This is a genomic window from Streptomyces sp. NBC_01142, assembly GCF_026341125.1.
Lineage (GTDB): Bacteria > Actinomycetota > Actinomycetes > Streptomycetales > Streptomycetaceae > Streptomyces.
Genome location: NZ_JAPEOR010000001.1, coordinates 3,401,547 through 3,422,687, shown reverse-complemented (window position 1 = coordinate 3,422,687; position 21,141 = coordinate 3,401,547). Strand labels below are relative to the sequence as shown.

The following is a 21,141-nucleotide window of genomic DNA, read 5'->3' as shown; positions in this document are numbered from 1 at the left end:
CACGTCCTGGTTGGGTATTTAACCCTGACCTTGGCTCAAAGACTCAGACACACCTCGGTGCCCGTAGCGTCGTCGCCATAGCGCGGTGTCCTGTTCGATCCGGGCCTGTTGGAGGATCTCGTGCTCGGCCTGGGGGCGGAAGGTGAGTGCGCGTCCCTTGGGCGAGTCGGTGCACGACGTCCTCAGCTCGCAGGGGCCGCACTCTCTGGCCGGGAACTTGACCCGGGTCACGGGGGTGCCCCGGTGGCTGGTGGTCGCTCGCCAGACAGTGCTCTGTTTGCCTCCGGGACAGGTGACCGTGTGCTGGTCCCAGTCGATGGTGAAGCGAGTGTTGTCGAAGAAGTCCCCGGCCGCCTGTTTCCGGTTGGTCACCTTCCCGACAGGGCCGACGAGGTCAATGCCGTGGTCGCGGCGAGCGTGGTGGATCTGCTCGGCGTCCACGTATCCGGCGTCCACCAGGTGCTCGTCCGGCAAGAGCTCACGCTCGGCCAGCGCGGTGTGGATGTCCTCCAGGACAGCGATGTCACTGACCGGTGCCGGGGTGGTGTGGATGTGGGTGATCAGGTGCGGTGCGTCGGGCTCGCAGGTCTCGCTGAGGTGGACCTTGTAGCCGGACCAGCCCAGATCCCGCTTGGATCCGGTCCTTGCCCCGGGTTCGTGCGGGGTGCGTAAGCGGATCAGGCCCGGCGGGGTGTTCTTCGGCTCCCGCCAGCGCACGGCGTCGTCGGCCTGGTAAAACTGCTGCACCCAGGTCTGGCGCAGCAACTCCACGGCCGGGAGGGCCCGCAGGCTGGGCGGCGCCGACACCGACCAGACAGCCTTAAGCAGCACCATGCCATCGGCCCCGCACTGGTCTCCGTGCTCGACACGTGCCGCCCATCGGGACGGGAAACGGCTGTCCTCCGGCCGGGCCGAGTAGCGGTCGAACCACTCCGGCGCCGCCACCGTCACCAGCCATTCCCCGGCCACCTCAGCAACCTGGTTCAGCACCGCTCGCAGCGTCTCGACCACGAACTCCAGCCGGCTCAGGTCCCTGGTCACGGCCAGCACATGGGTGGCGTCCGTACGCTGCCGCTTGCCCGCCTTGACCAGCCCGGCCTCCCCAGCGGCCCGAAGCACCGCGTCGAACACCACCCGGTCCGCATCCGACTCGGCCAGCCGGGCCCGGAACTCGCTGAGCACGGAGAAGTCGAACCCGGTATCGGCGAGCTCCAGAGACAGGGCGTACTTCCAGTCCAGACGCGAGCGGACCGCGTGCGCGGCCTGCCGGTCGGTCAGCCCCTCCGCGAACTGCAACACCGACACCAGCGCCAGCCGGGCCGGCGACACCGCCGGACGCCCCCGCACCGGGAACAACCCCTCGAACTGGGCATCAGCGAAGACTGGCCCGAGCACATCCCGCATCCGCATCGCCAGACAGCCCTTCGGGAACACCGCACGCGCCACCCGCGCGGTCTCCTCCGGAATCTCCGCCAACTCCACCCCATGCAACGACACGAACCCACCCCAGAAACACGACGACGGCCTGTACCACCCCAACGGGGTCGTACAGGCCGTCGTCACGCAGGCCCCGGATTTACCAACAGCGTCCGGTTTCCGGGCGGGGGCGCTCGGTTCCCGTTGCGGGACGTCAGGCGACGGCGCCGGAGCCGTGTGCCAGGCCTGCACCTGTGTTGTCGCGCTGGACCACTCGCCCCCTGCGGATCGATCCCGGGGCGTCGGCCGGGAGTGGGGCGTCGGTCGGGGGTTATGTGCAGCCGGACCCGAGGTCGAGTTCTCCTACGACGGCTCCTCCGCCCTCACGCCGGATTCCGAGTTCCTCGGCCTCACCCGGTGAATGGACGTCGCAGTGGGAAGCGAAGCGCAAGGTGGTGAACCTCGACCTCACCGCCCATGTCCAGGCGGCAGCGGACGGCACCGTCAGCGTAGACGTCGAGCAGGACCTCAAAGGCGGCTTTGCGAAGCCAGTGTTGCGGCCGGATCGCGTTCCCAGTCCCGCCGGTGTCCGTCGCGCGAAGCCTCGGCGTGAGCACACCTGGTGTTGGCATGACAGGATTCCCTGCTGCCGAACCCAACGGCATGCAGTGCCGTGAAGGTTCGCCTTGCCCCGCCGCGCTCCGCTTCCGGCCGGCTGAGCCCGCCGGATCAGTGCTCGGCCGCGGCGAGTTGCAGTTTCTTGTGCTGACGGCCCGCGATGGATGCCGGTATGGCGCTGGGCCGATCTGCGTCCTGGTTCATGAGGTACGTGGCGAAAGTGCCTCCGGTACGTACGACAGTGATGACATTGCCCTTCCCACCAGGAGCGAGGACGCTCGTGAGGATGTAGGCGACGGAGTCGTCCCCCACCGTCACCGAAGGCAGTGGCTTTACCTGGAACCGGTGCGTCCAGCCCCGCTCGGAGGAGGCGGTGAACCTGTTGCACTTGGCCAAGGCGTCCTCGAGCTCCCGCATCCACACCTGGGCGTCGTCGTCGGCATGGCTGGTGAGCGTCACGCTGCCGGGGGCTGCCCGGAGAGGCGCGTCATTGGCCTTGAGCGTGGCCCAGGCCATCGCCTCACGGGGGCGCTTGGGATGCACACTCATCATGTCGGCGATCGGCCGGCAGGCGGCATTGTCGACCGTGACGACCTCCTCTGCCTCCAGCAGAGACATGCTCTGTGGTTCGGCAGTGAAGCCGGGGAAGTCGGCGTCCACGGGCAGAGCGTCCGTCAGTTCCGCTGCGGTCAGAGGTTTCTGGCCGGGGGCGCGCTGGGACTCTGCGGTGACGGGGGTGGCCGCCGAGCTGCACGCTGCGGTGGCCGCGGCGGCGGCTGACCGGACAATGGACATCAGGACGCGTCGTACGGCGCTGTGCACGGACACTCTTCCCTGGTCGGGAGAGCGCCTTGTTGCACTCATCGGATGCCATTCCGGCCCGTTGATGATGTCAGGGCCTGCGGGAGAAGCTGAAGAACTTTTTCGCGGGCTGCTCCACCCCAGCTCCAGGGCATCCCGCGGCCGCGCCACCCTCGGGCCCGCCAGAACCCCGACGGATCACTTCGGCCGACTGCTGGTGCAGGAGTCCCCGGCCGGGCGGGACGGCCGATTCGGCTCGTGCGCCCTTGTGCCGTAGAGTGGCCTTACCGACGCGGGGTGGAGCAGCTCGGTAGCTCGCTGGGCTCATAACCCAGAGGTCGCAGGTTCAAATCCTGTCCCCGCTACTCTGGGTAGTTCACACAAATACCCCACTTGGCTTTACAGAACTCCTAGCCCGGACTCGTCCGGGCTAGGAGTTCTTTCTGTGTTCGGGATCTTGTTCGGCGGAGTCGGGCTGACGAGCCTGACGCCCGCCTTCTACCTTTTCATCCCACTGCAGTTGGCGGGATGATCGGTTTTCCCCGGGCCGTTGGTACCCGGTCTGGGGGTACGGAGGCATGGCGCAGCCAGCTCGGGCGCGAACGTACAGGGTGGTGGGGTTTCGGGAGGGTCAGCCGGGTGGAGCGCCTTCGATGAGCGCGGTGAGGCTGGTTGCGCGGCGGCGGGCGCGTTTGCGTGGCCCGGGAAGTGTGCGGTCGTTCGTTTCTTCGCCTGCGGGTTTGGCCCAGGGGTCGGGGAGGTCGCGTTTGGTGTGCCAGGCGCGGAGGAGGGTGTGGTTGAGGCCGGCGAGGGCGAAGGCGATGAGGACGCTGTTCTTGGTGGTGCCCAGGACGCGGGTGAAGCCGCGGTCCATGTGGAGGCGGTGGGTTTTGATCTCGGCGTTTCCGGATTCGACGGCGGAGCGGCGTCCGTAGTCGGCGGCCCAGGCGGTGGTGCCCCAGATGGTGCGCTGGCGCGTCCACGCCATGACGTCCGGGCCCAGGGTGACGGTCTTGCCACACGCGCAGTCGGTGCCGGGGCGGCAGGGGCTGGTGGGGTGGGTGGCGCCAGGCGCATGGAGCGGGGGTGGTTGGGGCAGCGCAGGTGTCCGGCGACAGCGGGGCCTTTGAAGCGCTGGTAGCCGTCGGCGTCGGGACGGCTGTGCGGGGTGAACGCGTAAGCGGCGCGTCGGTCATAGCGGTCACGGACCTTGCCCTTCTCGTCCGTGCGCATGCCGATCGGGAAGCCCGGCAGGTCCCGCAGGGGGTGCGGGAGGGCGTCGGTGAACAGGGTGCCGTCGATGATGACCGTCCCGGGGAGAGGGCCGGGGTGGGTTCCGCGCTGCCGGGGGTGAAGGTCGATGACCGGCTCCAGGCCGCGTGCGCGGACGGGATAGGCCCAGCGGGCGGGGGTGCAGAAGGAGTAGCCGCGATCCGCGATGACCTCGCCCGTGTGCGGACGGCGGCTGAGGTGCTGGTCGATCAGGTGAACACCGGCGTCGCCTTTGTGGGATCCGGCTGCTGCCAGGTGCATGGCGGTGATCACGAAGGGCACCTCGGGTGCGCCGAGGGCGCGGGCGTTGACGGCGAGGTGGAGATCGAAGCCGCAGAAGACATTGCCGGGTGCGGAGTTGGTGCCGGAGCGGTATCCCTCGCGCGCGTCGGGGTCGACGGTGTGCATGAGTCGGCCGTCGGCGCCGGTGCACAGCCAGCCGGGCTCGTTCGGCGGACGCTTGCGGCTCGGCGGCGATGTGTCCGTGACCGGGAGGTTGTCTGTGGCGACGTCGGGCTGGGGGGTCCAGGCCCGGCGCCGCGCCCACGTCTCGTAGTCGGTGGAGTCGATCGCCATCACCCCGGTGAGCGGGAAGCCGTCGGGAAGGGACGCGTCCAGGAGCTGCCCGGCGAACTCGCTGACGCTGATCGCCTTGTCTAGGAGCCTGGTTGGCCTGTGCCGCGTGCCCGTTCCAGCAGCACAGCCAGTGCCTGGGCATCGCCGGGATATGCGATCGGGTTCTCGTCGGCGGTCGGGGGTTCGAAGCGGGCAAAAAAGTCGTCGAGGGCTTCGGGGGTGACGGCGAGGGCGTTCGCGTCGGCCCGCAGGTTCCGCTCGGTGAGGCGGCGCAGCAACTCCTCACGGTGGGCGGGCAGATGGACCAGGACAGGGAGGCCGCCCGCTGTGCGGGCGGCCTCCTTCCATGCTTCGCGGTCCGCGCGCTGCCACAGGCCGTGATCGAGGACCACGTCGTGCCCGGCGCGTAGGTTCGTTGTGAACTGCCCCCGCACGGCTGCGAGGACGGGGCGTTCGCGGGCGAAGTAGGTGTCCTCGGGGTAGTCGACGCCGTACCGGCCGTGGAGGCGGTGGACTTCCTCGTCCACGGACAGCCGGGTGAACCCGCGTGCGGCCAGGGCCTTTGCGAGGGTGGTCTTCCCGGAGCCGGTGAGGCCGGCGAGGAGAACCGCGAGGGGTGGCAATGTCGTTCAGTCCTTCACCAGCGGTCGGTCAGTCGGTCAGCCTCGTCATTGTCCCCTTTCCCGGCTTGTGGCGGGTGGTCGCCAGGCGGTGTGGACGGCCCGGGCTTCGGCGGGCCAGCTGTGGGGCATGAGGTCCAGGCTGACCCGGCGGAACGCGAAGCGTGGGTCAGCGATGTTCACCCTGCCCTGGTACCGGCCGACATGAGCGAGGAGCCGCTCGGCCTCGTCCCGTACGGCGGGGCTCTGTTCCTGCCACAGGCCGGTGGAGAAGTGATGGACTCGGCGCCGCAGGTCGTCCAGGATCCCGGTGCGCCATTTGAAGTGGTGGACCGCGCAGAGCCGGTCCGGGTCGGGGTGGTGGCCGGGCGCGCGGTGGTTGCCGGAGGAGAGTGGGACGTCGTGGCGGGCGAGGACGATCTTGCGCGGGTCGCCGTGCAGGAGCCGGTGGGTGAGGTGCCCTCCGAGCGGATAGGCGAGATCGAGGCCGTCGCGCTGGTTCCAGTCGGTCAGGTGCCCGCAGGCCGAGACGCGGTCGAGGAGCAGACCGCCCACCACCCGCCTGCGGCTGCGCTCGGCCTGGGCGACGACTTCGCGCAGGTGCGTGGGGTACTGGTGGAACTCGTCCGCGTCGGCGAACAGGCGCCACCCCCGCCCCGCTTGGTGTCGTAGGGCGTCGCGGATGTGGGTGTTGGTGTGCTCGTGCCACGGTCCGCTACTGGTCCCGGCAGGCACGATGCCCGCCTGGCGGCACACGGCATGCAGTTCGTGGCGGCGCTGGTCGGGGACGTGCTCGGGGAAGTGGAAGGTGAGCAGGAAGCGTTCGACACCCAGCCTGCGATAGTGCTTGATCCAGGTGGTGAGCAAGGCTGCTTCGACGGGCCCGATCACGGCGATCAGCGTCGGCGTCAGCATCCCGCCCCCTTCCCGCGCAGACCGAGCGCGGACTGTGTCAGGTACCGGGCCTGCTCGGCGGCACTCCGCAGGTCCAGGACCTTCGGCGCTTCGGGACCGGGCATGTCGAAGGGCTGGCGCACCAGGTCCTCCAGAACCCTGGCGAGCGAAGCGGCGTCGCCGGCGGGGAAGATCCGGGCCCAGGACTGGTCCCGCAGCCGTTGGCTGAGATCCGGGTCATGGTCGGAAACAATCAGCGGCACACCGTAGCGAGCCGTGTCCATCACGAGCCCGGACTCCTTGCCCACCCCTGAGTGGCGGGCCACCAGGGCGGCATCGGCCGCCGCGTAGACCAGCCTGAGCACGGGTTCGCTGAGCGGTCCCGGTTCGGTGTGGAGGTGGACGTTCGGCAGGGCCTGCCAGCGGGCGAGCACGGTGTCGTCGAGCGGGTGGCCCGCGACGATCAGGTGCAGCGGTTCCTTCAGCCGGCCGAGCGCCGCGCCGATCACCCCGATGTCCTTGTGCGGCCACCAGCCTCCGACCAGGCACACCGCTGCTTCCGCCGGGGGGATAGCGAAGGCGGCCCGGCCACCATGGCGTTCACCGTCGGTGAGGCGGCAACCGTCGTCGACCGCGAACGCCCGCACCACCGACGCCAGGCCGGGGAAAAGCCGGTCGACCTGGTCGCGGACCGCGGTGGTCGGGCACAGGGCGACCACCCGCCGCTCGCCGCCGCGGGTGAGCCGTCCGAGCAGGTGCAGCGGCGGGTCCTCGGTGGTGAGCACTTCGTGGATGAACCGCAGGTGAGGCAGTCCGCCCAGGAGCGCGGCGGCCCCGTGGAGGGCCTCGCTGCCGCTCAGGATCACCACCGTCCCCGCACCCGTGCCGTGGCGGCGGGCGGTCCGCAGTGCGGCGGCCTCCACCAGACACTGTGCGATCAGGGTGATCTGGTGCGGGCTCCGCCGCACCGCATGCGGCCAGCGGTGGGAGCGGAAGACCCGTTGGGCGATCCAGGAGAGCCGGGCCAGCAGGCCCGAGATCCGCAGCAGGAGACACGCGTACGGTCCGCTCGCTCCGGTGACCAGCTGTGCCTCGGTGTCGCGGAGTCCGGCGGCTGTCTGCTGGGCGATGCCGTTGGGAGCGATCACCAGTGTGCCGGGGCAGGCCTGGGCGAGGGCGAGCAGTGCGTGCTGATGGTGTCCGCCCAGCCGGTACGCGTACGGCTCGATCAACACCAGGGGCCCGTGGAGTGGGGGATCTTGGTGGTTCGGGGTGCTGTTCATGGCCTCATCCCCTCGGGTGTCCCGTGCACGGCGGTGAACCGTGCGCGAAGCCAGGCTGGGTCGTTGAGGTGCTCGAACGCCTTCCGGTCGGCGGCGGCCTGGCGGGCGAAGACGATGCCGTGGCGGGCACCGGAGGCGACGTACGGCGCGTACTCGCCTTCCCGGGCACTGGTCCAGGCACGGATCCGTGCTGTGGCACGTCCGGCGCTCATGCCGTACTCGCTGCCGCGCGTGAGCATCGCGCACTCACGGAACCCGGCCTTCCACGCGTGGAACGGGCTCTGGTTGAACCGCGTGACCCCGGCACTCTCCCGGGCGAATTCGGTCTTGCCGGGCAGGGCGGCCAGCACATCGACCGCGTCGCCCATCTGCCGCAGCGCGGTACGCCGCACCAGCTTGAGTCCGCCATACCCGTACGCGTGGCCGGTGACCGGGTTGACGGCCCGCCACACCCGCATTGACACCCCCTCCTCCAAGGGCCCGATAACCGAGATGTTGAAGGCGGAGTGGATGTCGAAGTCGCCGTCGGCGAGGAAGAACTGCTCCGCGTCCACGACCTCCGCGCACAGCCGGTAGGCGCGCCGCATTCCGTGCACGCCGTGCAGGCGCTTCACCGGTACGCCGAGCGCCCGCTCCAGGCGGGTGTGGAGGCGGTGGGCGAAGGGCTCGTCGTAGGAGAGGAACACCGCGTCAAACTGGTTCATGCGACCGCCTCCAGGTAGGACGCCGCCACGGAGGCCGGGGTGAGGCGGGTGGTGGAGGCGAACGCGCGCCGGGCGTGTTCGGCGTGGAAGGCGTCGTCGGTGGCCAGGCGTTCGGCCAGGGCGACCGCCTCAGCGGTGGTGGTGAAGTGCAGGGCGGGGGCGATGTGTTCGGCGAGCCAGCCCATGCGCGGGGATATCACCGGCAGGCCCATGCCCTGGCAGTCGATCACCGACATCGACCAGGGGCAGCCGGGGCGGAAGGGGGCGATGCCGAAGCAGGCGCCGGCCAGTAGCTGCCGGTAGCGGATCCGGTCGCCCCGGTCGGAGACCACCTGGACATGCGCCATCGCGGCCAGTTGGTCGCGCATCCGCTCGGGGCTGTCGTCCAGCCCTGAGCGCTCGGCCCGCCGTGTGCCGAAGAGGTCCATCACCCGCACCCGCACCAGCCCCGACGCGGTCAGCTCCCTGGCCAGGTCCACGAACCGCCCGGTGCCGTAGTGCGCGTAGAGCCGGTGATTGTACACCCCGATCGCCCCCGCACCGGTACGGTCCGCAGCGGTGACGGTGGCGGGGTCGCGGACCAGGCGCCCGTCGCGCGGCGGGGGAACCACCCGCATCCGGCCGGCGACATCGACGCCCACCTGGGCGGTGGCCGCCGATACCCAGGACGCGGCCGTGGCGGAGTGGACCATCACCCGGTCGCAGGCGGACACGCCCGCGGCGAACGCCAGCAGCACACTGCGCCCGAGCCCTCCGTCGTCCAGCGACGGATCCAGCACGACCCGTCCGCCGCCGGTGAGGGAGAAGGGCAGGTAGTGGCAGTACCCCGCCAGCAGGGCGCCTGACCCGGCTTCCAGCAGGGCCGCGCGCACGGCGGGGGCTTCCTCGATCTGGTTGGCCACCACCACATCCGGCTTCGCGGCCCGGATCATCGACGCCAGTTCACCGATGTCGGCGCCGAACCGGGCCCGGTACTTCGTGCCGTGCACCCTCGTACGGTGGAACACGGCCCGCGTGTCCCCGGCCGGCGCCGGGGATGCGACCGTCACCTCGGCACCGGCGTCCGCCAGAGCCGGGGCCAACAGGTCGGCGAAGATCCAGCCCGAGTCGGCGGCCAGCCGGTCGGGGTTGGAGATGTTGAGCAGATACAGCACACGCATGATGTCCCTGCCTCCCATGTGCGGAGGTCCGGGTCTCGGACCGTCCGTTCAGGCAGACAACCGCCGCTCACCGGCCGGGGTCAGGGGCGACCACGCATCGCGTACACGGTGTGCACGGGGTGTGAGCGACGTACAAAAACCCGTACGCTGACCCGTGTTGGCGGGATGATTGCCGCAGCACCGGCGGAAGGCAGCGGGCCGTGGCCCTACACGACACCCACCCCATCTGGCACACCCCAGAAATGCGCGAGGCCATCACCCGCGGCGAGGCGGGGGCGGTCGTGCGCCTGGCCCGCCGCGCGGCCGAACTCACCCAGGCACAGCTCGGAACGGCGACCGGGTACACCGCCGCGTCCATCTCCCGCATGGAACGCGGCAAGCAGCCCATGCGCGACATGCTGCTGCTCCAACGGATCGCCGATGTCCTCAGCATCCCGCCGCAACTCCTGGGCCTGGCCGCCCGACACGCGCCCCCGCCCGCTCCCGGCGTCGTGGCCCACCCGCCTGCCGGTGGGACTAGGGTGGCCGGACGAGACGCACGAGACGTGTTCGGTGACGAGGGAGAGGGTGAGGACCCGGTGCGACGCCGCAACCTCCTGGCCGGCCTGGCCGCCACCACCGCAGGCACCCTCCTCGGTGGCGCGTCCGCAGGCCCGGCGGCGGCCCGTCCGGCGCTGACCGGACTGGAGGACCTCCTCCTGCACCGCGGCGGCACACCCGTCGGCGAACCGACCCGCGCGGCGGTCACCGCGGCGGTGGACGCCTCCCGCCGGGACTTCGGGACCTGCCGCTACGACGCCCTCGCCCGAGCCCTGCCCTCCCGTATCGCCCTCGCCCAGGCGCTTGGCCGCGAACACGCCGACGCGCAGGGGCAGTCGGCGACGGCGGTCGCCGAGCTCTACAGCATCGCGACCCGGCTGTGCATCAAACTCGGCGAGGACGGACTGGCCGCCGTCACCGCCGACCGCGCTCTGACCGCCGCCCTCTCAGGAGCCGACGCCCTCACCGTCGCCGAAGCACACCGCATGGTCTCCAGTTCCTGGCGCCGCCAGGGCCACTACGCGCGGGCCACCGACGTCGCCGTCACCGCCGCCCAGCACCTGGCCTCCAACCGCACTACCCCCGAACCCCAGCGCCTCTCGGTACAGGGGAACCTGTACGTGACCGCCGCCTACACCGCCGCGAAACAAGGCGACCGGCAGGCCGCGCACACCCTGATCGCCGAAGCGGAGGCCACCGCGAAGCAGCTGGGCGCGGACCAGTCACCGGCCGGGACGGCGTTCTTCGGCCCCTCCCAGGTCCTGCTGCACCAGATCTCCATCAGCCACCTCCTCGGCGACGCCGGAACCGCCATCGACCACGCCCGCCAGGTCAACACCGCCCAGCTGCCCACAGCGGAGCGCCGGGCCCGGTACTGGATCGACGTCGCCCGCTCCTTCGACCAGTGGAACAAACCCGGCAACTGCTACCGCGCCCTCCTCGCCGCCGAGGAAGCCGCCCCGCAAGAAGTACGCCGCGGCGCGGTACGCACCATGGCCGGCGGTCTGCTCCGCCACGACCGCACCCTGCCCGGCGTACGGTCCTTCGCTCACCGCGTCGGCGCACTCACCTGACCTTCGGCACCCCCACTCTTGCGTGCGGACCGCAGTGCCGGCCGCCCAGAGCCGCTGGTTGCGAAGGCGCCGACCACCGTGTGGCACCACGCGTGGTCGTAACGAAATAGTGCTTGGGCGTCAGAGCTGCTGTGGCACCGCCCGGGCCGCAGCGCGAGAAGTCTTTTGCCCGGTCCGCCTGCACACAGGTCACGTTCCGTCAGATGCGGCACGAAGCCCGGCGGCCGTTCGGATCCTCCATGTGCCTCGCCGCCTCCAGTTCCCCTGCAGGATTCCCCCGGTTTCTGGGACCATCCACCCATGGCGGACGGCAGGGATGTTTCGGCGCTGCGCACACTGGTAGGCGAGGTCGTCGCGGGTCTTGGCACCCTGACGCACCGTGAGTTGACCCCGGTCTGCGCACAGTTGGGCATGCCGCCGGTTCCCCCGGAGGCGGGGAGCAAGCGCACACGAATCGACGAGAGCCTTCGGCAGGTATCTGAGACTGAGCTGCCTCAGGTCGCGCGGCGTGTCCTGGAGCACGGATGGCCGCGGGGACCCTGTTGGCCAGCAGGTCGGCGACGGCTTGGGGGTTGCCGGCGAGGCGGCTGGCGAGGGTGTCCCACTGGGTGTCGGTCAGTGCGGGAAGGAACAGGACGGCTCGGTGGGTGGCCTTCTTCGCGGCGGCGGCCAGGCGGCCGGGTTGCGCGTGGATCTGGGCGATGGCGCCGTTGCGGTGGAGGTTGAGGCCCTTGTCGTAGGAGGTGGAGTTGTTGGTGGCCAGGTGGAGGGCCTGCTTCCAGGCGGCGACGAGGGGGGGCCATGTTGCGGGTGTTGCCGGAGCCGATCATCAGGTCCCCAGGGCGATGAATTCTCTATTGAATGCGCGTGTTGAAGCGGCTTCTCAAGGGCTGATCTGTGCGGGCATGGCGTGTTTTCTGGGTGCGGCGGCTGGGCCGCGATCCGGGTCAGACGAGCTGCGGGCCTGGTCCGAGCGCTTGGCTGAACGCGAGACGGAGTGGGGGCCCATCCGGGCGACGCCACGGTCGTGCCGCCTTGCACCGTCTCGTGCAGCCTGCTTTCACATCCGGCGCCGCGATCCCGGCGGTCCGCAAGGGCAGGCAAATCGCTGTGCTCACAGCACTGCTTAGCCTGTGCAGGAGCCTCCCAGCCCAGGTCATACGTGCAGGCCAGCGAGTTGTGTCAACAACCCACTCAATACGACATCGGGCCCGGCGCACTCGCGCCGGGCCTGCTGATCTTTGTGCGGCTATCGGTGTGGCACTCGGCGGCGTACTGTCCTGCCTCGAACAGCCAGGAACTCAGCGGTCGGCCGGACGTGGGTCAGTCAGGTGCATCAATCACTGGTGACAACGCTCACATCTGCGACGGCACAGAACAACGGGTTGAGTAGCGCCGGTTCGGCCCCCGCATGGGTGATGTTCACAAGTTCGTAGGTGGTTCGTGTCCGCGGAGTGCTCAGCATCGCCGTTCAGCAAGGACTTGATGGATGACGTGTCGCGCGATGGACGCCATCACCGGGTTCGTGTCGCGGTAGTACCGGAGTTCCATGAGCGCGATCGACAGCGCCCAGCCACGGCCTCGCGCCCAGCTCGCGTCATCGGCCCCCAGGGCGGTACGGAAGACACTGCGCGCATCGGCGGGCAGCAGGTACCACGCCGCGATCAAGTCGACGGCGGGATCGCCCAGGCCCAGGCACCCGAAGTCGATGACGGCGCTGAGCTGTCCACGGGCGGTCAGCAGGTTCCCGGGTTGCAGGTCTGCGTGGACCCAGACGGCCGGACCGGACCACACGGGGGCATGCAGAGCCGTCTCCCATGCGACGGTCGCCGCGTCGGCATCGATGATTCCGCGCAGTGTCTCCATCGCGGCGCGTGTCGCAGCGTCGCGCGTCGCCAAGGGTTCGCTGCGGTAGGAAGGCGGCCCGCCCGCGGGATCGATCCGTTGCAACGCGGCGACGAACTCCGCCAGATCCTTTGCAAGCAGGCCGGGTTCGGCGAGACGGCCGATGGTCGGGTTCTCGCCCTCGAGCCAGCGGTAGACGGACCAATGCCAGGGATAGCCCTCAGCGGGCATTCCTCTGCCCAGCGGTACGGGAACGGCAACCGGAAGCGGCGGCGCAAGCCGCGGCAGCCACTGGTGTTCCTTCTCCACGTCGTTGGCCGCCCCCGCGATGCGAGGGAGTCGCACGACCATGTCCTCGCCGAGCCGGTACATGGCGTTGGATGTGCCGGCAGAGTCGACCTTCTCGACAGGAAGGTCTGCCCACTGCGGAAACTGCGCTCCGAGCAACCGGCGTACGAGAGACACGTCGATGTCCACCTCGTCTGCATGCATCTTGCGAGCGCACATAGGCACCTTCCGAACCGGATGAAGACCGCCGTGCGGCACTGGCGGCGTGACTGTGCGCAGGGCCGGGCGGATGGTTGCTATGGGAGACCAGGCCGACCTTGATACAAACGGCCGTTGCCGTCAACTCATTTGGGTCGGGCCGTGAATGAGCCGAGCCGTCGCGTGGATGTCCGCGACACGACGAGGTCCCGAGCCAGGCTCAGTTCTCGGGCACGGCAGCCTGAATGCCGTCCTGGCGTCGTGGTGCTCGACACGCTCGTTCCCGCCGAGCGGATCGCGTTCGTTCTCCATGAGATGTTCGCCGTGCCGTTCGACCAGATCGCTCCCATCGTGGAGCGCTCACCGGTCACCACGAAGAAGCTCGCCGGCCGCGCGCGCCACAAGGTACGAGGCACCCCCGCGGCTCTCGCCGCCGACCTTGCCCGACACCGGCGCGTCGTCGATGCCTTCCTCGCTGCCTCGCGAGGCGGCGACATGAACGCGCTTCTCGCGGTGCTGGCTCCGGACGTGATGCGCCGGGCTGACCCTGCTGCCTTTCCATCGGGCGCAGCAACAGTGGTCCGCGGGGCGCAAACCGTGGCGGAGGAAACCGTTGTCTTCGGGCGGAGGTCGCGGTTCGCAGAACCGGCGCTCGTCAATGGAGTTGTGGGAGTTGTCGTGGCCCCGCGTGGACGGCTCCTCCTCGCCCTCACCTTCACCATCGAGGGCGAAAGGATCGCCGAGTATGACGTGATCGCCAACCCCGCGCGCCTCCGGCAACCCGATCTGGCCGCCCTTGACAGGTGACCGGCCTCCGGTCCCGTCCAAGTGCCGTGCCTCGGTGGGCGGGACTGCGCCCGCTCGTGGGTCCGAGCCGGACCAGTACGCAGCCCCCGGCCGACCGGCACTGCCGCCGGCCCCCGCTATCGACTGCCCTCGGTATCCCGGTTCCCCGCTACGGATCGGATCCGCCCGGTCAGGCGCCCGGTTCGGAACCTTTCGTGCAGCACGGCGAGAATGATCGCAACGCCCACCGCGACCAGGTGTTCACGACCTGCCAGATTGGGATTGCTGACCGACTGCAGCACCATCGAGCCACCGGTGAGCGCGAACAGGACGGGCGCGCGCCGGATGACCGCGAGATAGGTGAACAGGCCCACCACCGCGGCGGACGGTCCTGTGTCGAGTGCCTGCCCGGCTTCCGGCGGCAGCCCCAGACCGCCCGGGCCGAGCCCGATCATCGCCCGTGCACTGAGCGTGCCGGCCAGGGTCGTGCCATACGCAATCATCAGGGTCCGTGTACGGCCGAGCGACAGTTCGGCCAGCGCGAACGCGAGAAACAGCTTCGGGAGACCCGCCCATACCGGCAGTTCGAGGGCCGGAACGAACAACGACACCGGAGTCCGCAACAGGGCCAGCGGGAGCGGCAAGTCGCCGCGTACTTCACCGAACAGTCGCACCACCACCGCACCCCTCGGCGTCTGGTGGATCTCGTGGAGGAAGATCACGGCGAACGTGGCCAGCAGCGCCAAGGACACTCCCCGCACCCCCCGGCGCGAGAGTTCCCGCACGGGGGCGACGACGATTCCCTGCCACTCCCCCCTCAGGACGCGCCCCGCACCGCGCAAGAACCGGGACAGCCCGGCACGCTGTCGCCCGCGGACGTCACCATGCCTCGTGGGCGGCTCACCATCCACGCCGAGCCCATCCTCGCCACCACGGTCCTCTTCGGCTCCGTCACCACGACCGTCGGCAATGCGCAACACCGGCTGATCAACCCCCACGCTCACGGCGCCAGGCAGTCAGGTCTATCGGCGCGTCGCTGAACCACGTACCCCCAATCGTCCACCAGACCGAACACACAACGCACACAGGGGTCCCCCGGCCCAAGCCACTGGTGGTGCCGAACATCCTGGCCCGCCCGCCCGAACAGGCCGCTGTCGTTCAGCCGGTCGTCTTCGGCCCGTACTGCCGAGCACTACGTCCTGGCTTGGCTGACTACCGCTGTCATCGGCCGGTCGAATCACCGGGCATGACGGGGCGTCAGGTGTCGATCGCTGCGTCTTCCCCGCGCGACGACTGCTGCAACGGTCTGTGCATCAGCCACTCGCTGGTCAGTACGTCCAGGACCTTCTCTTCGTAGTGTTCTCGGACTGCATCGGCCACCATAGGGTCGCTGTAGAGCCGCTTGCACGCTTGGCAACGATGCGCGTACTGGTCTTCCCAGACAATGCGCGGGTCTCTCGCCGCCGCCCAGGCAAGGATCCGTTCCGGGCCCTCGTCCCGGATCCACCGTTTGAGAAAGTCTGCCTCGGCCCGGAGTCGACTCTCGTGCACCCCACCCGTTGATACATGGCCGACCTGCAACTCCGGGATCGCCTGGGTGCCCAGGCCGCAACAGGCCATGATCCGGCCATCCGCGAGGACGGTGACCGTGTCGATGACGCTGTCGCAGCCGGTCCGGCGGAACAGGTTGCCCGAGTTGACCGTCATTCCGTCGGGGTACGAATACTGCTCATGCTCATCGAGCGGCATCCACGGGCTCTCACAGAACGTGATCGACTCCTCCTCGCGCGGGGTGAAGGTCTCACGGAACAAGGGGTGCTCGCACAGCGTGCGCCTGGTCACACGGTTCGCGGACCTCGTCTCGATCATCACGGCACAGTTGAGGCCACGGTCGATACCGGCGCGAACGGCATGCAGGACCCGCTCGACCGGCACGAAGCGCGCGTGCTCGTCGCCGGTCGACACACTCAGTTCCCCGAGGCCCGCAGCGGCGAGGGGGGCGAGCGCTCGAGCGGCCTTGTCCGGCGTACGCGCCCAGAAGGCGTTGGACACCATCCGTGAGGGCATCGCATGGTCTGTCGTGCGCTGGATCAGACGTCGGAGACCGATGCCGTAGAGCATCGGCTCGCCGCCGGTGAAAGCCACCAGGTTGTAGCTGTCGGCAGCCGCCTCGTCGATGAGGCGGGCGGCTTCCTCCTCAGGCAGCCTTGTCCGTACCCGCGGGCTGCTGTGGGTGCCGCATTCCCCGCACTCGGCCGTGCAGCGCAAGGTCAGCAGCAGGGACAGAACGCGCGGCTGAGGCAGAGGGTCCAGGATCCCGAGAGCGCCGTGCGGCGCAGCCGCGTCGGTGGTGATGGTGGTGTTGGTGGTGATGTCCTCATGCATTGAGCTCCCGCCCTGCGGCGATCTGGGCGGCCTGTTGCTCGTCGAGCTGCCTGATCACCAGTTGCAGCGTCTTGCGCGACAGGGCCCCGTCGGCCTGCCCGACGCCCGCCACGACGACCACAACGACGATGATGACGATAATGACGATGAAGGCCGTCGGGGCGACGGCTGCATCGCCCTCCGCCACAGCCGTGCCCGGGTCGAGGTCCTGGACAGTAGCGACGGTCGCTGGATCGAGATGTGCCTGCACCGAGTCGATGAACTCCCGGACCAGCTGAGCTTTCGCCGCCTGCAGCGCCGCGAGACTCGGCACGCCCTCGGCGCCCGAGGCCAGCGTCGCAGGCACGCGAGCCTGGAAGTCCGCGGCCCAGGTGGCGAAGTCGGGGTCTGCCAGCAGTGCGTAGGTCAGACGGTTGGCCCGGCTCAGCGTTGCGGTGTCAACGCACAGCCCGAACTCTTCCGCCGCCACAGCGGCGGGGTCCCGGAAGAAGCGCTCCTGGAAGTCTCCGGCACTCATCAGGCTGGCGAAATGCCCGGCCCTCGCTGTGAACTCCGGACTGTCCAGCACCAGCGGGCGGCGAACGGCTTCTGACACGGGATCCTCCTGTCGCGAGCCCAGAGCCGCCGCGGGACGCGAGGGCCCGTCACCCTTCGACGGTAGGCGCGGCCGCCACACGACGCGATTCCAGGACGGCGAATGGGGACATCCGGCGATCTGGAGGCCCGGAAACGGATGCGGTGATCTCCGGCGAGCTGCAGCAGGCCGTAGCCTCACGTCTGCCGGCGGCAGCAGAGAGAGCCGCCCCGCCCGCCGTCTCCAGCCGAGCCCTTCAGACGCGAGTGGGCGTACCCACGGGCTCGCTCACATGAGGTGTACCTCCACGCTGAAGCCCGGTGCCAGGACGCCGTTGAGACATTCCCCATGAGCACCAAGGAACTGTCTCGTGTCAACGTGCTCCGCCGTCACTTCCAGCAGCACATAGTCGGAGCCATCGGACGTGTCGCGACCACACACACAGCAGCGCAGAGGTTGGCCGGTCACATCGCTCCTATCCGCCGGCCTGATGTGCCCGACTACTCGTGCGTTCATCAGACGTCGGCCCCGCAGCGCAGCCTCAGTATCCGCTGGCGCCGGGAAAGCATGCGGGAAGCGCTGCCGTACGTGCCGGCCGTTGAGGTAGTCGCGCGCGGCGCGGAGCTCTCTTACCAGCGCATCGCCGAAGCGCGCACGTCGCTGAAGTCGACCGCCCGGTCCATCTCCCGCAGAGCCTGTTCAGCGACTCGGCGAACCTCGGCAGGTACGTCTCCCCGCTCCTCTATGAGACTCGCATAGATCGGCGCCTCGGCCCTGTCCACGGAACTCACGGAACTACCTTTCGCTGGCATTCATGTACCGCCTCGGGCCAACTGCCGGAAGCGGTGGGCGAGTCTACGGGATGGGGTGAAGGCTCGAGACAGGCACCATGGACACACTGATCGTCGCGCCCCGGATACGGAGGAGGCCCGGCGCCAGGGCGCCGGGCCTTCCACTGCGAGTAGCGGGGACAGGATTTGAACCTGCGACCTCTGGGTTATGAGCCCAGCGAGCTACCGAGCTGCTCCACCCCGCGTCGGTAGACACCACTGTACGGCACTCGCCGCCGACCGGAGAACCAACCGAACAGCCCGGGGCGAGCAGACGTCCTTACTGTTGCTTCGGGCTCATCAGCACTGTTGGTTCGGGCTCATCAGCCGTTGTTCTCCCGGTGAGTGAGGTTCGCACCGGTGCGTGGGTCGAAGACATGGACCCTCGAGGTGTCCACCCACAGCTCGGCCTGGCTCCCCTCGGCGATCCGCGTCGCGGTACTGAGCCGGACGACGATCTGGTGGCCGCTGGCTCCCGTCTCAGTGAGGCCGGAATCGGCGGCCAGCTCCGCCAGTTCCGAGGTGGCGGTCGGCTGCCAGTCATCCTCGGTGAAGTAGGCGTAGACGTCCGAGCCCAGCGACTCCACCACGTCCACGGTGGTGGAGAACGTGGTTCCCGGCCGGCCCGGATCGACCAGTGCGGCGTCCTCGAAGGCTTCGGGCCGCAGGCCTACGATGAGGTCCCGGGGCGCGTTGTGGCGCTCCAGGCTCTGGCGTACGTCGTCGGACAGGGGGATGTCACCGACGATGGTGCGCAGAGCGTTCTCCTCCAGGGTGGAGTGGAGGAAGTTCATGGCGGGTGAGCCGATGAACCCGGCGACGAACAGGTTGCGTGGCTCGTCGTAGAGATGCTGCGGGGTGCCGACCTGTTGAACGACGCCGCCGCGCATGACGACCACGCGGTCCCCGAGCGTCATCGCCTCGGTCTGGTCATGAGTGACGTAGACGGTGGTGGTGCCCAGCCGCTGCTGGAGGCGGGAGATCTGGGTGCGCATCTGGACGCGGAGCTTGGCGTCGAGGTTGGACAGCGGCTCGTCCATCAGGAACGCCTTGGGGCTGCGGACGATGGCGCGGCCCATGGCGACGCGCTGGCGTTGGCCGCCCGAGAGGTTCGCGGGTTTGCGGTCCAGATGCTCCGTCAGGTCGAGGATACGGGCGGCCTCCTCCACCTTGCTCCGGATCGTGGCCTTGTCGGCCTTGGCCAGGCGCAGTGCGAAGCCCATGTTGTCGCGCACGGTCATGTGCGGGTAGAGGGCGTAGCTCTGGAAGACCATGGCGATGTCGCGTTCCTTGGGCGCCTTGTCGTTGACCACCTGGTCGCCGATGCGGAGGGTGCCCTCGGTGATGTCCTCCAACCCGGCGATCATGTTGAGCGTGGTGGACTTGCCGCAACCGGAGGGGCCGACCAGGATCACGAACTCCCCGTCGTCCACTGTGAGGTTGACGTCCCGCACGGCCAGAGCACCGTCGGGATACCTCTTGGTGATGCCCTCGAGAACGATCTCGGCCACGGTCGGTGCTCCTTGTCCTGACGGTCGGCAGTTGCCGGTCAGCCCTTGACGGCCCCGGACGTCAGTCCGGCGACGATGCGCCGCTGGAACAGCAGCACGAAGACGATGATCGGAATGGTGATCACTACCGCGGCGGCGGCGATCGAACCGGTGGGCTGCTGGAACTGGCTGCTCCCGGTGAAGAACGCGATGGCCGCCGGCACTGTGCGGGCCGCGGTTGTCGAGGTCAGGGAGATCGCGAACAGGAAGTCGTTCCAGCAGAAGATGAAGACGAGGATCGCGGTGGTGAACACGCCCGGCGCGGCCAGCGGCGCGATCACCAGCCGGAAGGCCTGGGCGGGCGTCGCTCCGTCGACCTTGGCCGCCTTCTCCAGATCCCACGGGATCTCCCGGAAGAAGGCCGAGAGGGTGTAGATCGCCAGCGGGAGGGAGAAGGTCATGTACGGGATGATCAACCCCGGCCAGGTGTCGAAGATGCCCAGGATGCGCTCGATGTTGAACAGCGGGGACACGAGGGAGATCGGCGGGAACATCGCGATCAGCAGGGACATGCCGATCAGTAGCCTCTTGCCGGGGAAGCGCAGTCTCGCCACGGCGTAGGCGGCCATGGTCCCCAGTACGACGGCAATCACTGTGGCGATCAGGGCGATACCGATCGAGTTGATCAGGGCGCGGGTGAACTCCGATGTCTGGAAGATGCCCCGGTAGTTCTCCAGCGTCCACTTCTCCGGGACGAAATTTCCGTCGGTGAGGGTGCTCGGGTCCTTGAACGACAGGGCTGCGATCCACCAGACCGGGAACAGGGCATAGGCGATCACCACGATGTTGGTGACGGCCCAGCCGGTGAGGTGCCTCTTGCCTGCGCCGGCCATCAGCGTCCCGCCTCCTGTGAGCCGGGTGCGGCAGCCCCGAAGAGTGTGATGAAGGCGAAGGCGATCACGCCGACGCAAAGGAAAATGAGCACGGAGATCGCCGATCCGATGCCGAGGTTGAGCGCGGTGAACAGGTTGTCGTAGCCGAGGATCGACACCGAGCCGGTGCCGTGCGCACCCGAGGTCAGTACGTAGATGTTGTCGAAGACCCGGAAGGCGTCCAGGGTGCGGAACAGCAGCGCCACCAGGATGGCCGGCTTCATCAGCGGCACCGTCACCAGAGCGAAGCGCTGCCAGGCGGACGCACCGTCGACCATGGCGGCGCGCAGCGTCTCCTCGGGCACCAGGGCGAGTCCGGCCAGCAGCAGAAGTGCCATGAAGGGGGTGGTCTTCCAGACCTCGGCCAGGATGATCAGCCCGATGGCCGGCCACTGCTCGGTCAGCGGGGCATCCCCGGTCGGCAGGAGTGCGGCGAGGTAGCCGGTGTCCGGGGTCCAGGCGTACTGCCAGGAATAGGCGGCGACCACGGTGACGATGCCGTACGGGACGAGGATCGCGGTACGCACTGTGCCGCGGCCGAAAATCGTGCGGTGCATGACCAGCGCCAAGGCGAAGCCGAGGACGAGTTCCACGACCACGGAGACGACGGTGATGAGCACGGTGACCCAGAACGCCTCCCACCAGAATTCGGAGGAGAGCACCGCGGCGTAGTTACTCAGGCCCACGAAGCGCGCCTGGTTCGGGAAGCGAAGGTCGTAGCGCTGCAGGGACAGATAGATCGCGTAGCCGATGGGGTATGCGGTGACGGCGAGCATGACGACCACCGCGGGCGCGCACAGCAGCCAGCCCAGTCGTCGCTCCTGCCGTGCGCCCTCGGACAGCACGACCGTCTTGC

The 21,141-nt window shown here is 69.0% G+C and carries 20 protein-coding genes and 2 tRNA genes; 5 read left to right on the top strand and 17 right to left on the bottom strand.

The features are described from left to right. Positions 1 to 18 precede the first annotated feature (18 nt). A complete protein-coding gene (locus tag OG883_RS15335; protein WP_266540378.1) occupies positions 19 to 1,497 on the bottom strand; it encodes an IS1182 family transposase in 1,479 nt (492 codons plus the stop codon). Positions 1,498 to 2,145: 648 nt separating this feature from the next. Further along, a complete protein-coding gene (locus OG883_RS15330) occupies positions 2,146 to 2,862 on the bottom strand; it encodes a hypothetical protein (protein ID WP_266540376.1) in 717 nt (238 codons plus the stop codon). Between the two features lie 264 nt (positions 2,863 to 3,126). Here OG883_RS15330 and OG883_RS15325 point away from each other — a divergent pair. After that, positions 3,127 to 3,200 (top strand) — tRNA-Met (locus tag OG883_RS15325). Positions 3,201 to 3,466: 266 nt separating this feature from the next. Here OG883_RS15325 and OG883_RS15320 read toward each other — a convergent pair. After that, complete coding sequence (locus tag OG883_RS15320; protein ID WP_266540374.1) at positions 3,467 to 3,823, bottom strand: hypothetical protein; 357 nt, start codon at positions 3,821 to 3,823, stop codon at positions 3,467 to 3,469. Between the two features lie 116 nt (positions 3,824 to 3,939). Between OG883_RS15320 and OG883_RS15315 the strand changes: the two genes are divergently transcribed. Next, on the top strand, positions 3,940 to 4,767 hold the full coding sequence (locus OG883_RS15315) for a hypothetical protein (RefSeq protein ID WP_266540372.1): 828 nt from the start codon (positions 3,940 to 3,942) through the stop codon (positions 4,765 to 4,767). On the opposite strand, the gene OG883_RS15310 is transcribed toward OG883_RS15315, so the two are convergent. Genes OG883_RS15310 through OG883_RS15290 form a run of 5 tightly spaced genes read right to left on the bottom strand, consistent with a single transcriptional unit; the run spans position 4,764 to position 9,344 of the window. Next, a complete protein-coding gene (locus OG883_RS15310; protein WP_266540370.1) occupies positions 4,764 to 5,306 on the bottom strand; it encodes an ATP-binding protein in 543 nt (180 codons plus the stop codon). The genes OG883_RS15315 and OG883_RS15310 overlap by 4 nt on opposite strands. 45 nt (positions 5,307 to 5,351) lie before the next feature. After that, positions 5,352 to 6,218, bottom strand: coding sequence for a glycosyltransferase family 2 protein (locus tag OG883_RS15305; protein ID WP_266540363.1), 867 nt, complete (start codon positions 6,216 to 6,218; stop codon positions 5,352 to 5,354). Further along, positions 6,212 to 7,480 carry a hypothetical protein gene (locus tag OG883_RS15300; protein WP_266540358.1) on the bottom strand — a complete coding sequence of 423 codons (1,269 nt, stop codon included), beginning with the start codon at positions 7,478 to 7,480 and terminating at the stop codon, positions 6,212 to 6,214. Before OG883_RS15300 ends, OG883_RS15305 begins: the two co-directional genes overlap by 7 nt. Further along, positions 7,477 to 8,184 carry a hypothetical protein gene (locus tag OG883_RS15295; protein ID WP_266540356.1) on the bottom strand — a complete coding sequence of 236 codons (708 nt, stop codon included), beginning with the start codon at positions 8,182 to 8,184 and terminating at the stop codon, positions 7,477 to 7,479. The genes OG883_RS15300 and OG883_RS15295 overlap by 4 nt, the downstream gene beginning before the upstream one ends. Then, on the bottom strand, positions 8,181 to 9,344 hold the full coding sequence (locus tag OG883_RS15290) for a glycosyltransferase (protein ID WP_266540354.1): 1,164 nt from the start codon (positions 9,342 to 9,344) through the stop codon (positions 8,181 to 8,183). The genes OG883_RS15295 and OG883_RS15290 overlap by 4 nt, the downstream gene beginning before the upstream one ends. Positions 9,345 to 9,544: 200 nt before the next feature. Here OG883_RS15290 and OG883_RS15285 point away from each other — a divergent pair, with 200 nt between their 5' ends. Then, positions 9,545 to 10,957, top strand: coding sequence for a helix-turn-helix domain-containing protein (locus OG883_RS15285; RefSeq protein ID WP_266540352.1), 1,413 nt, complete (start codon positions 9,545 to 9,547; stop codon positions 10,955 to 10,957). Positions 10,958 to 12,415: 1,458 nt separating this feature from the next. On the opposite strand, the gene OG883_RS15280 is transcribed toward OG883_RS15285, so the two are convergent. Further along, on the bottom strand, positions 12,416 to 13,294 hold the full coding sequence (locus OG883_RS15280) for an aminoglycoside phosphotransferase family protein (RefSeq protein WP_266540350.1): 879 nt from the start codon (positions 13,292 to 13,294) through the stop codon (positions 12,416 to 12,418). A gap of 255 nt (positions 13,295 to 13,549) precedes the next feature. Here OG883_RS15280 and OG883_RS15275 point away from each other — a divergent pair, with 255 nt between their 5' ends. Next, positions 13,550 to 14,095 carry a hypothetical protein gene (locus OG883_RS15275; RefSeq protein WP_323180904.1) on the top strand — a complete coding sequence of 182 codons (546 nt, stop codon included), beginning with the start codon at positions 13,550 to 13,552 and terminating at the stop codon, positions 14,093 to 14,095. A 116-nt stretch (positions 14,096 to 14,211) separates the two neighbouring features. Here the strand turns inward: OG883_RS15275 and OG883_RS15270 are convergent, their stop codons facing one another. After that, positions 14,212 to 14,826 carry a hypothetical protein gene (locus tag OG883_RS15270; protein WP_323180903.1) on the bottom strand — a complete coding sequence of 205 codons (615 nt, stop codon included), beginning with the start codon at positions 14,824 to 14,826 and terminating at the stop codon, positions 14,212 to 14,214. Positions 14,827 to 14,958: 132 nt separating this feature from the next. Between OG883_RS15270 and OG883_RS15265 the strand changes: the two genes are divergently transcribed. Beyond that, the gene (locus tag OG883_RS15265) at positions 14,959 to 15,114 is read left to right on the top strand and encodes a hypothetical protein (protein WP_266541689.1); all 156 of its coding nucleotides are present in this window, start codon (positions 14,959 to 14,961) and stop codon (positions 15,112 to 15,114) included. Positions 15,115 to 15,331: 217 nt separating this feature from the next. Here OG883_RS15265 and OG883_RS15260 read toward each other — a convergent pair whose 3' ends face one another. The 7 genes from OG883_RS15260 to OG883_RS15230 all read right to left on the bottom strand — a co-directional run bounded on the left by OG883_RS15260 (position 15,332) and on the right by OG883_RS15230 (position 21,130). Then, positions 15,332 to 16,459: a 4Fe-4S cluster-binding domain-containing protein gene (locus tag OG883_RS15260; protein WP_266540348.1), complete on the bottom strand. Its 1,128-nt coding sequence runs from the start codon at positions 16,457 to 16,459 to the stop codon at positions 15,332 to 15,334. Then, positions 16,452 to 17,054, bottom strand: coding sequence for a hypothetical protein (locus tag OG883_RS15255; protein WP_266540346.1), 603 nt, complete (start codon positions 17,052 to 17,054; stop codon positions 16,452 to 16,454). The genes OG883_RS15260 and OG883_RS15255 overlap by 8 nt, the downstream gene beginning before the upstream one ends. A 608-nt stretch (positions 17,055 to 17,662) precedes the next feature. Continuing rightward, on the bottom strand, positions 17,663 to 17,824 hold the full coding sequence (locus OG883_RS15250) for a hypothetical protein (RefSeq protein ID WP_266540344.1): 162 nt from the start codon (positions 17,822 to 17,824) through the stop codon (positions 17,663 to 17,665). 171 nt (positions 17,825 to 17,995) lie between these two features. Then, positions 17,996 to 18,069, bottom strand: a tRNA-Met gene (locus tag OG883_RS15245). 117 nt (positions 18,070 to 18,186) lie between these two features. Further along, positions 18,187 to 19,374, bottom strand: coding sequence for an ABC transporter ATP-binding protein (locus tag OG883_RS15240; protein ID WP_266540342.1), 1,188 nt, complete (start codon positions 19,372 to 19,374; stop codon positions 18,187 to 18,189). 38 nt (positions 19,375 to 19,412) lie between these two features. Further along, the gene (locus OG883_RS15235; protein WP_266540340.1) at positions 19,413 to 20,246 is read right to left on the bottom strand and encodes a carbohydrate ABC transporter permease; all 834 of its coding nucleotides are present in this window, start codon (positions 20,244 to 20,246) and stop codon (positions 19,413 to 19,415) included. After that, a complete protein-coding gene (locus OG883_RS15230) occupies positions 20,246 to 21,130 on the bottom strand; it encodes a carbohydrate ABC transporter permease (RefSeq protein WP_266541559.1) in 885 nt (294 codons plus the stop codon). Before OG883_RS15230 ends, OG883_RS15235 begins: the two co-directional genes overlap by 1 nt. Positions 21,131 to 21,141: the final 11 nt, after the last annotated feature.

What these genes read in the sequence shown, in the direction of transcription:
- OG883_RS15320 (WP_266540374.1), bottom strand. Translation starts at nt 3,823, where the DNA reads ATGGCGTGGACGCGCCAGCGCACCATCTGGGGCACCACCGCCTGGGCC.
- OG883_RS15305 (WP_266540363.1), bottom strand. Translation starts at nt 6,218, where the DNA reads ATGCTGACGCCGACGCTGATCGCCGTGATCGGGCCCGTCGAAGCAGCC.
- OG883_RS15300 (WP_266540358.1), bottom strand. Translation starts at nt 7,480, where the DNA reads ATGAACAGCACCCCGAACCACCAAGATCCCCCACTCCACGGGCCCCTG.
- OG883_RS15295 (WP_266540356.1), bottom strand. Translation starts at nt 8,184, where the DNA reads ATGAACCAGTTTGACGCGGTGTTCCTCTCCTACGACGAGCCCTTCGCC.
- OG883_RS15290 (WP_266540354.1), bottom strand. Translation starts at nt 9,344, where the DNA reads ATGCGTGTGCTGTATCTGCTCAACATCTCCAACCCCGACCGGCTGGCC.
- OG883_RS15280 (WP_266540350.1), bottom strand. Translation starts at nt 13,294, where the DNA reads ATGCATGCAGACGAGGTGGACATCGACGTGTCTCTCGTACGCCGGTTG.
- OG883_RS15265 (WP_266541689.1), top strand. Translation starts at nt 14,959, where the DNA reads ATGCCTCGTGGGCGGCTCACCATCCACGCCGAGCCCATCCTCGCCACC.
- OG883_RS15260 (WP_266540348.1), bottom strand. Translation starts at nt 16,459, where the DNA reads ATGCATGAGGACATCACCACCAACACCACCATCACCACCGACGCGGCT.
- OG883_RS15235 (WP_266540340.1), bottom strand. Translation starts at nt 20,246, where the DNA reads ATGGCCGGCGCAGGCAAGAGGCACCTCACCGGCTGGGCCGTCACCAAC.